The 8,205-nt window shown below is 67.7% G+C and carries 4 protein-coding genes and 1 pseudogene; 2 read left to right on the top strand and 3 right to left on the bottom strand.

Annotated elements, in window-relative coordinates; all coding sequences use genetic code 11:
- Positions 1 to 369: 369 nt before the first annotated feature.
- Positions 370 to 1,707, bottom strand: coding sequence for a glycosyltransferase (locus ACESK5_RS18105; RefSeq protein ID WP_372912983.1), 1,338 nt, complete (start codon positions 1,705 to 1,707; stop codon positions 370 to 372).
- Entirely contained in the window at positions 1,704 to 2,648 is a 945-nt protein-coding gene (locus ACESK5_RS18100) for a glycosyltransferase (protein ID WP_372912982.1), read from the bottom strand. Before ACESK5_RS18100 ends, ACESK5_RS18105 begins: the two co-directional genes overlap by 4 nt.
- Before the next feature lie 357 nt (positions 2,649 to 3,005).
- Here ACESK5_RS18100 and ACESK5_RS18095 point away from each other — a divergent pair, with 357 nt between their 5' ends.
- Both ACESK5_RS18095 and ACESK5_RS18090 read left to right on the top strand, forming a co-directional pair.
- Positions 3,006 to 3,743 carry a creatininase family protein gene (locus ACESK5_RS18095; RefSeq protein WP_372912981.1) on the top strand — a complete coding sequence of 246 codons (738 nt, stop codon included), beginning with the start codon at positions 3,006 to 3,008 and terminating at the stop codon, positions 3,741 to 3,743.
- 123 nt (positions 3,744 to 3,866) lie between these two features.
- Positions 3,867 to 4,805 (top strand): annotated as a pseudogene (locus ACESK5_RS18090) (IS1595 family transposase); the annotation flags it as partial.
- Between the two features lie 1,124 nt (positions 4,806 to 5,929).
- On the opposite strand, the gene ACESK5_RS18085 reads toward ACESK5_RS18090, so the two are convergent.
- Complete coding sequence (locus ACESK5_RS18085; RefSeq protein WP_372912980.1) at positions 5,930 to 7,639, bottom strand: alkaline phosphatase family protein; 1,710 nt, start codon at positions 7,637 to 7,639, stop codon at positions 5,930 to 5,932.
- Positions 7,640 to 8,205 lie beyond the last annotated feature (566 nt).

Here is an 8,205-nt window from a genome sequence, read left to right as displayed (position 1 = left end):
GGGCGGCGTGACGTGGTTGAGGAGGAACGGGAAGGAGGGAGGCGAAGAGGGACGGTGGAGCCGAGCGAGCGAGAACAGCGGACACGGTGGGGTTCCTTCGACCCGCTGGACGTCCTGGACTGGGCTGTTGCGGTTCGAAGCGGGCGATTACTGCGGACACGGTGGTGTTCCGGGCCGAACGACGGCCGGTGCCGTTCACCAACACCGACGCTTCGCCGGCCGCCACCGCGGTAGGTGCCCGTTACTGCGGACACGGTGGTGTCCGTTCGCCTCGTCGGCCGCGTCTGTTCGTCTCTGTCGACCGTCTCCGTCCGTCCCCGTCGACGGCGTGTCGAGTTCCGCCGAACCCTTCGGCCGTCGGCCGCGCGTTCAGACGACCGCCTGCGTTCGGTTCAGTCGGGCGATGAACGTCTCGTACTCCGAGAGCACCGCGTCGAGCGAGAAGTCCTCCGCCCGCGTTCCCAGCGCGGCGGCCGGGACGGGCGCGTCGAGCGTCTCGAGCAGCGCCTCGGCGAACGCCCCGTCGTCACCGACCGGCGTGAGGCGCCCGTACCGCCCGTCGGCGAGGATTTCGCGTGGTCCCGACGGGCAGTCGGTCGAGACGATGGGCGTCTCGCAGGCGAGCGCCTCCAGGAGGACGGTCGGCAACCCCTCGTGCTTCGAGGAGAGGGCGAATACGGACGCGGCGGCCATGTAGGCGTAGGCGTTGTCGACGTAGCCGACGAACGTGACGACGTCTTCGAGTCCGAACTCCGCCGTGAGCGCCTCCAACTCCGCTCGCTTCGACCCGGAGCCACCGACGACGAGTTCGACCCAGGGTCGCTCCTCGTGGACGCGCCGGAACGCCCGAAGCAGCATCGCGAGGTCCTTCGCGTCCTCGAGTCGGCCGACGGTGAAGACGACGTCTCCCTCCATGAGTTCGGCTGCCGCCTCGTCGAGTTCCTCGCGTGCGGCGGCGCGGATGTCGTCGACGTCGATCGGGTTGTACAGCACCGACACCCGGTCGCCCGTGATCCGGGTTCCGGCGACGACGCTGTCCGCGACGCCCCGCGAGACGCCGACGACGTGGTCGGCGCGGGGGTAGAGCGCCGAGGCGAGCGTCGCGGTCACGCGGTCACGCAGTCCCGGCCGCACCCCGAAGGTGTTGTGCTCGGTGAGGACGAGACGCGTGTCGACCCCGGCGAGGGCGTCGGTGAGGACGCCGACGACGTTCGCGTTCATCATCGCGGCGAAGAGGACGTCCGGCTGCTCCCGGCGGAGGTACGACCGGAGCGACGGGATGGCGGCGAGCACACCGACGCCCGGGACCTCGGGAGTCTCCAGGTCGACGACGGTGACCGCGTGGTCGACACGGTCGAGCAGCGGTCCGACGCCGCGAGCGAGGACGAGGTCGACGCTGTACCCGCGTGCGGCGAGGCCGTTCGCGATGGTGACGGTCACCTGCTGGGCGCCGCCGAGATTCATCGTCGGGATGAAGAAGGCGACCCGCGGGGTCGGACGCGTCGGCGTGGCCGTGGTCGCTGTCGTGACCTCGGCTCCTCGTCCCCCGCTCCCGACGGCGGCGCCTTCGGCGCCGGCAGACGCCTTCGCGTCCGCACCGGTCGAGCCGTTCGTCTCCGCCCGTCGCCCCCGGCCTCTGGGGTATTCAGCGCTCGCACCCCCCCAGTTCGTGCCGGCGTCGTCCCCACCGGGACGGACGTCGCTCACAGCCCCACCACCCGGTGGAGGAACTGTCGCCCGCGCCTCGCCGGTGCGTAGGTGTACCGGCCGCCGAGCGCCGTCGCGAGGAACAGATACCCCTCGAGGTCGGTCGGGTCGAGACGGAGCGACCGGCCGAGGAACCGTCGCGCGTCGGCGTAGTACCCGTGCTGGACGGCGGTTCGACCCATCTTCCCCGTCATCGCGGCCTCGAACGGCCGCTCGACCCCGTACTCGACGGCCAGCGGGCGGAACGTCTCCACGAACAGCGGGTACGTGACGTCCCGCTTGGTCTCGTAGTTCTTCGTCACCCGGTCGTCCCCGTCGAGGTGGCGCACGACGAGCGGTTCCTCGCAGGCCTCGAACGCGTAGCTCGTGGAGAGGCGGACGAACCACTCGCGGTCCTGCCAGCTCGGGAACCGCTCGTCGGGGAACCCGACGGTGTCGAAGACGTCGGCGCGCACCAGCACGCCGGAGTACTCCGAGATGGACGCCCCGCGGAGCAGGTCCTCGGTCACCCACCCGCGGAGCGAGTGAACGACCGTGTTGACGGGGTGGCCGTCGCGCCGGAGTTCGGTGCCGACGTAGACGAGGCCGACGTCGTCGTCGCTCGCCGCGAACGTCTCCACCTGCCGGGTGAGCTTCGTCGGCTTCCACTCGTCGTCGTCGTCGAGGAAGGCGACGTACTCGCCCGTCGCGGCGCGGATGCCACGGTTTCGCGTCGCGCTGCCGCCCCGGTTCTCCTCGTTCCGGAGGTACGTGACCCCGTGCAGTCCCCCGAGGTCGACGCGCTCGACGACCGGTTCGAGGGGAGTCGGCGAGCAGTCGTCGACGACGACGAGTTCCACGTTCGGATAGGTCTGGGCGGCGACGCTCTCGAGCGCTCGGCGGAGGCGGTCGGGTCGGTCGTACGTCGGGACCACGACGCTGACGAGCGGTGTGTCGCTCACGGTCGGCCTCCACCTGATTCGCGGCAGCGCGAGAGAGAGTCGTCGGTCATTACACGACTCCAGGGCGGTAACGCCGATAGTTACCCACCGTCTACCGCCGCGCTCCGCGCCGTACGTCCGCCCTCCCCGGCTCTCGTCTCCTGGTTCGGCTCCCGACTTCGTCTCCCAATCCCGCCCCGTCGACTTCCTCAGCTGCTAACCCTTTTTGACCTCGACTCTCGCTGGTCCTCACTCCCTCAGGCCCCGACTCTTTTTGACCCCGACCCTCTCAGGTCCCGACTCCCGTCGAGTCCCACGCCCCCGTCTCTCGCTCTCTGCTCCGTGGCATCTATACCCTCCCCGTGGCGACACGACGGTATGCGACTCACAGAGCGCTCGTGGACGGACGTCGACGCTCTCGACACCGACCTGGCCGTGGTACCGGTCGGCAGCACCGAACAGCACGGCCCGCACGCACCGCTCGGAACCGACACGCTCACCGCCCGTGCGGTGGCCGACGCGGGCGCCGACGCCTGCGAGCACGACGTCGTCGTCGCGCCTGCCGTCCCCGTCGGCGTCGCCGAGGAGCACCGGCAGTTCACCGGGACGCTCTGGGTCGCCCCCGACACGCTTCGCGCCTACGTCCGCGACGTCGTCACCAGCCTCGCCCACCACGGGTTCGACCGCGTCGTCCTCGTGAACGGTCACGGCGGCAACGTCGACGCCCTCCGGGAAGTCGCGGGGACCATCACCCGTCACGACGACGCCTACGCCGTCCCGTTCACGTGGTTCGAGTCGGTCGGAGCGGACTCGAGCGAGATGGGTCACGGCGGGCCGCTGGAGACGTCGCTCCTCCTCGCGACCCACCCCGACCTCCTGCGGGAGGACCGGTTCGTCGAGGCACGCGACGGCGGGAGCGAGGGGTGGGGCGAGTGGACTCACCGCGTGAATCTCGCGTTCGACAGCGCGGAGTTCACCGAGAACGGGGTCGTCGGCGACCCGACCAGAGCCACCGACGAGTGGGGGGCCGACCTCCTCGGTGGCGCCGCGGCGGCGCTGGCGGCGGTCTTGGAGGCCGTCGCCGACCGCGACACGCGCCGTCCGGACCATCGGTAGTCGTCCGTTCCGACCGGGTCGGTCCACGAAGGCTGTCTACGGAGTCTCTCCACGAGGACTCGCTCTTGTGTAGAGCTACGGAAAGACCCTGTAGTTACACTGAGCCGGTCATAATCTGCGAGTATGTCTTCTGCCCAGCCGGCGTTTGGAGCGATGTTTCGAGAGCAGATCGAGCTGGGCGTCGTCGAGATCAACACGGAGCCGCTCGATGCTCGCATCGAGTGGCGACTCAAGGAAGTCTGGGAGAACACGTCCTGTCCACGGTGCGGGCACAACGCCGTTCAAACGTGGCTGCACCTCGACCGCGTGTGGGGCCGTGACTGCAACTTCAAGCCGGCCTACACCTACGGAACGCCGTTTCACGAGAAGCACCTCCCCGCAGGAGAGGTGCTTCTCGCGTTCACGCTCTACGCCGATACACTGCTCAGTATCAACCAGATCGCACCGTTGCTCGGTCGAGCCTACAAACCCGTTCACACGGCGATTCGGGAGGTGGAAGCCGCGGTTCAGCGCGGCCTCCCCGTCGTCTGGGAACTCCTCGGCCAGACCACCGATGGACGGACGCAAGTCGACGAATCCGGCACAGTCTCTTCGGGCTACAAAGGCCACGAGCCGCCGCGGAACAGCCGTTCTCGCGGCGGCTCGTCCCAGACTGGCCGCTCACGCTGGCGGGGGCGTCACGGTGATCAACTGACGCTCGTCACGGCGTGCCGCGACTCGCTTCGTGTGATCCGTGGCCAACTCGGAACCGACTACCAGGACGAGCTTGCACCAGTGATTCAGGAGGCTGAAGCCCTCTCCCAGCCGCTGGGAGAGGTCTGGACTGACGGCCTCCAAGCGTACCGAGAGATGGACTTCGACCACCGAACGGTCGTGCACAAAGAGACGTACGTATCGCCCGACAGCGTCCACGTTAACCAGGCTGAGTGTCTGTTTTCACTCGTTCAACTGTGGCTCCGGAAGTTCCGCGGCCCGTCCAAGCAGGACTCGGAACAGGCCGCTCACACGTTCGGTCTCGTTCGGTCACTCACTCCGGTTGGTGAATCCGTCGAGTCAACTATCTTGAATCAAGGAGAGAATCCCGCGGTTTACGGCGGTAACGAGACGATTCGCGTCTCGTTCGCACACCAGAACGCTTCGCGTTCTGGGGACGGGCGTGAATCCGACATGGTACGGACCAACCGCCGTCGGTTGCCCGCCGAAACCCCAACGGTTAGCACACTCGGTGACGTGGGGCATAGCAAGGGTTACGTCGGCTCTCGGCACTTGCGCGGGAGTACGAGACGCGCTGAAACCAGCGTCCGGGGTTTTCTCGGGCGTCGGTTCCCACGGGTCGGTTCTGCAACCGACTGCGGGGTTCGCGTCGTTCGCCAGCACGGGAACCCGGCCCACGGGTCGGGGACGTGTGATCGAACCGACCATGCCGTGAGGCATGACCGCTTGGGAGAGAGCCAGCCTGAGAAACCGGATGGCGATGACTCGCTTGCGGATGGGAGCGCCCGTGACAGCGCCACAGGACGCTCCCGAGCGAGGGACGAACCCCGCCCCGCCCCATCGACCTCGGGAGAGACGGTCCTGAACCCTGCTCGGCAACAGGCCGGGTTTCCTCGTGCGGGGGAAGCCCCGTCGTTTACCACGGGGAGGATGTCACCGGTTGTGTCGTTATCGGGACTTTCCGCAATTCTACACAAGAGCGACACTACGCGAACGTCTGACGAGTGCCACACCCCACCGTTTCCACTAATACACCTACACGATGAGAGCTAGCGGCTCTATCCACCCACTCTCCCCCCACTATTTCCAGTAAAGCTAGTGACGAAGGCCTCCGGAACTCTTGAGTTGCTCTCTTTCACTAGGACCAACCACAACAGCAACCGCATTCTAGCTCTCCTACGGACTATCTCAAACGGCATTGGTATAAACTTTTCTTCGATTCAAAGTTCTTTCTCACTGGGTGGCTCTCTCTCTCGTGGCGCTTTACTGGAAATAGTGGGGAGGGGGTGTTCCGTCATCCTCGTAACCTGTTGCCCTCCGCAGTCTGCTGGTTCATGTTCTGACCGAGTATACTGGAAACGGTGGGGTGAAAAATTTGATTCCATCCATAGGCATAACCAACAAAGCCGCGAATTAACCAACACCTGGACAGACGACCGGAAGCGCCCCCGACGGACGTGATTCGGCGCGACTTAGTCGAGGTAGCCCATCTGCTTGAGGCGGTCGGCGACGACGTCGAAGTCCTCCGCTCCCTCCGCGTCCGCGGCGTCGGCCGAGAGGAACTGTCGCTCGCCGACGGCGACGGGACTCGGTTCCTGCGTGCCGTTGCGCACCCGTTCGACCGCTCCCTCGCCTTCGGTTCCGAACAGCGGCCGCCCGTCGAGTCCGGCCGGGTCGACACCGAGCAGCGCGAGGACCGTCGGGGCGATGTCGACGACGGACGGCGAGGGGACCGCGAATCCAGCGTCGGGGTCGATTCCCGGTCCAGCGGCGACGACGAGGCCGGTCCAGGTGTGGCTGAACTCGCTCGTCTCGCCGAAGACGCGCTCCCGGACCACGTCCGACACCTTCCAGCGCATCCCCGCCGGGCGGAGCAGGATGTCGGGCGCGCTCCGTTCGTTCTCGACGCCGTCGACGAGCGCGTGGCGGTCCTCGACGGCCTCGAACACGCGCGACCCGTCGGGCGCGCGGAGCGCACGCAGGTCCGCGACCAGTTCGGCCCGGTAGGCGTCGAACGCCTCGGGTGCGACCACGCCACCGGGGTCGCGGCCCGCGACGTTACAGCGGATGCCGAGCGAGGAGAGCGAGCGGCAGTACGCCGCCGACCGCTCGACGTCGACGTACTCGCCGGCCTCGACGACTTCGAGGAGGAGCGACTCGGGGAGGAGGCGGGCGACGGCTTCGTCGAGGCCGACCCGGGCGAGGACGCGCTCGACGCGTGTCGGCGTCAGGCCGACCCGGGCGAGACCGCCGAGGATTCCTCCGGCGACGCGTGCCCCGCGCGACGACGCACGCCCGTCTCCGGGGTCACTCGCGTCGGACTCGCTCCCGTCGCGCATCGCGTGCTTCTCGCCCTCGTTCCAGACGTGCCGCGTCGCCTCGGCGGAGGTGACGACGTCGCCGCGGTCGCGGAGCCAGGCGTTGAGGTAGACGACGCGGTCGTACTGGTGGATGCCGTGGTCCGAGACCAGGACGACGGTGCAGTCCTCGTCGGCGAGGGCACACAGGCGCTCGACGCCCGCGTCGACCCGGCGGTAGACGCGGGCCACCGCCTCCGGGTCGGTCCCGTCGGTGTGGAAGACGGCGTCGGGCGCCTGGAACTGCACCATCATGAACGACCAGTCGCGCTCGCTCGCGAGGCGTTCGGCGACGGCGACTCTGGAGTCGACGAGGCGCTCGTACTCCGCGAGACGGTCGTCTTTCGAACTCGCGTCGCGTCCGTAGACGGTGTAGTCGTCGAGTCCCAGCGCCGCGAGCGTCCGCTCCTCGCCGTCGACCATCACGGGGGCACCCTCGGGCGCGAGGTAGCCGGGGACGAGCGAACCGTCGAACGCGTGGAGCGGGTGGGTCACCGGGACGTTCACGACGACCGAGGCGTGGCCGTGCGCCGAGAGCGTCTCCCAGAGGAAGGGGACGCGGACGTCGGCGGCGTTGACGAGCCGCGCGGGACCGTCGTCGTACGAGTGGAAGTCGTAGACGCCGTGACGCCACGGCTCGACTCCGGTGACGACCGACGGCCACGCCGAGGGAGTCCACGGCGGGAACGTCGTGTCGAGGTCGCGGGCCACGCCCTCCTCGATGAGCGTCGCGATGGCCGGCAGCTCGCCCGCCTCGAGGAGCGGGTCGAGTTGCTCGAAGCACGCGGCGTCGATCCCGACGAGGAGAACCTTGCCCTGAGTCATTACCTCCCGAACGTCGGAGTTCGACATTAACATGGGCCGCCTAACGCTCTCCTCACCACCGGCTGACAGGTAGGATGGGCCTACCGTGAGTCGGTTTTTCACATAGAATCGAGGCGGAAGCCCACGAGTTCAGTCGTGGGAGGAAGCCGACAGTCCGGTCGCCTCCCACGGGCGACGAACGGCCGGTTTCGCCACCGGTCGAGTTATGCTCCCGCGTTCCGCAGCAGCAGGTACACTCCCGGTCGGCCAAATGTGTCGTCCGTGGAGGGGCCTTCGTAAGTAGGCCCTGACATCGGGGATGGATGACGCCTCGTCGCTCTCGTCGCATCAAGCGTCGATGAAACGAGGGAAATCCACCGATAATTGAAGTGGTGTGAGACGGCTTCGGACGGTGGCCACGGGCCGGAAACTCGCGCAGGGAACCCCTCCGCGTGACCGACCGCCGTCGTGCAACCCGCCCTCGACGGTGAACGAAGCGTGGGCCGAAACTCCTCGCGGGGGAAAGCCCACCACTTCAGTCGTGGGTAACTTACCCGAGCGAGATGTCGAGATACAGCATCACGATG

This window comes from Salinigranum sp., assembly GCF_041641895.1.
Taxonomy (GTDB): domain Archaea; phylum Halobacteriota; class Halobacteria; order Halobacteriales; family Haloferacaceae; genus Salinigranum.
This window is presented reverse-complemented; position numbering and strand designations above follow the sequence as displayed.